This window comes from Herbaspirillum sp. B65, from assembly GCF_000333555.1.
Lineage (GTDB): Bacteria > Pseudomonadota > Gammaproteobacteria > Burkholderiales > Burkholderiaceae_D > Herbaspirillum > Herbaspirillum rubrisubalbicans.
This window is the reverse complement of record NZ_BADI01000780.1, coordinates 1-1,783: the sequence shown is the minus strand read 5'-3', so window position 1 is coordinate 1,783 and position 1,783 is coordinate 1. Positions and strand designations below refer to the sequence as shown.

The 1,783-nt window shown below is 63.8% G+C and carries 2 protein-coding genes; both read left to right on the top strand.

Annotated features, from left to right (window positions below; all coding sequences use genetic code 11):
* Positions 1–497 precede the first annotated feature (497 nt).
* Positions 498–1,190, top strand: a complete 693-nt coding sequence (locus I5W_RS18595) for an enoyl-CoA hydratase/isomerase family protein (RefSeq protein WP_252717103.1) — start codon at positions 498–500, stop codon at positions 1,188–1,190.
* 20 nt (positions 1,191–1,210) lie between these two features.
* A partial coding sequence (locus I5W_RS18590) for an SDR family NAD(P)-dependent oxidoreductase (RefSeq protein WP_044530340.1) occupies positions 1,211–1,783 on the top strand: 573 nt, incomplete at its 3' end.

Below are 1,783 nucleotides of genomic sequence, written 5' to 3'. Positions count from 1 at the left end.
CGGCACCACGTCGGTATGNCCGGAGAAGACCGTACCAAAGCGCCCGGGACCGGCATCGCCGAGCGTGGCAACAGGGTTGGCCTTGCGACGTTGGGCATCGTAGTNGAGGCGGGTGGTGGCGCCGTAGCGCTCAAGGTAATCGCGGACCCATTCGATCAGGCCCAGGTTGGACTCGCGACTGATGGTGTTGAAACCGATGAGGGTCTTCAAGATATCCAGCGTCTGCTTCGTCGGTTCCGAAGCGGCTGTTTTCAAGGGTGCATTCATGATGGTGTTTTGCCTGTTCAAATCTGGAACGTCGGGCGCCTGCGCAGATGACCGGCCGCTTCCGTATTGCGCCAGAGGCGCGGCAAGCCCGTGCCATAACCCGCCTGCTGGCCGCGCGACAAGCGACGGACCGAAGCAGATAAAAGTGGGCAATGATGTTGCGTCACAATTCCCGCAATACGGGAATAAATCGCAATCACGGGACTGGCTCCTGTTCACAATCGGCACCGATGCGGCGCGCGCTGCTGGCCACCTTCGATGAGCTGATGCAGCGCGACGACGACTGCAGGGCGATCGTCCTGACCGGCGCCGGCGGCCATTTCTGTGCCGGCGGCGACCTGTCGGAAATGACCAGCGTCCTGCCATCGCTGGTGGCGATGCGCGAGCGGATCGCGCTCGGTGCGAACGTGTTCCGCGCCATTTATACCGGACCCAAGCCTGTCGTGGCCGCGGTCGAAGGCAATTGCATTGGCGCCGGCATGTCGCTTGCCGCTGCCTGCGACATCGTGGTCGGTGCGCTGTCGAGCAAGCTGGCCTGCGCCTTCGTCAAGGTCGGCCTCATGCCCGACACCGGACTGCTCTGGACGCTGCCGCGCAAGGTGGGCGGTGCCAAGGCTCGCGAGCTGATGTTGAGCGGTGCGTCGTTCGATGGCCTGGAGGCCGCCCGCATCGGCTTGTTCGATGACACGGCCGCCGGCGGCGATGTGTTGGCAGCAGCCATCGAGCGCGCCCGTCAGCTGAGCCAGTTTCCGCCGGTGACCATGGCGCTGCTCAAGGCGAGCCTGGTTAACGGTGGCAACAGCATCGAGGATGCCTGTCGCCTGGAGACCGATCTGAACCCGTTGACCCGCCAGACGCACGATCACGCGGAAGCGGTTGCCGCCTTCATGGAAAAACGCAACCCGGTCTTCACCGGGAATTAACCAAAGCGAATGGGAGCATCGTGTTTCAGCCCGAACTACTCAAGAACAAGAAGGTCCTGATCACCGGTGGCGGCACCGGTCTTGGCAAGTCCATCGGTCGGCGCTACCTCGAACTCGGCGCCGAACTCACGATTTGCGGACGGCGCACGGATGTCCTGGAAGCCACCGCCGACGAATTCCGCGACGCGGTTCCGGGCGCCCGGGTCAGTACGTTCTCGGTCGACCTGCGCGATGCCGTGTCGGTGGAGTCGATGTTCGACCAGATCTGGGAGGACGGTCCGCTCGACGTTTTGCTCAACAATGCGGCGGCCAACTTCATTTCTCGCACCGAGACGCTGTCGCCGCGTGCGGTCGACGCTATCCTCAATATCGTTCTGCACGGCAGCATGTACTGCACGATCGCCGCCGGCAACCGCTGGATTGCGGCGGGCCGGCCAGGTAATGTGATCAGCACCGTCTCGACCCCGACCATTACCGGTTCTGCCTTTACCGTGCCTTCGGCGGCGGCCAAGGCCGGCGTGCTGGCGATGACGCGCAGCCTGGCGGTTGAATGGGGACCGCACGGCATCCGCCTGAATTGCGTGGCTCCGGGC

What these genes read in the sequence shown, in the direction of transcription:
- I5W_RS18595 (WP_252717103.1), top strand. Translation starts at nt 498, where the DNA reads ATGCGGCGCGCGCTGCTGGCCACCTTCGATGAGCTGATGCAGCGCGAC.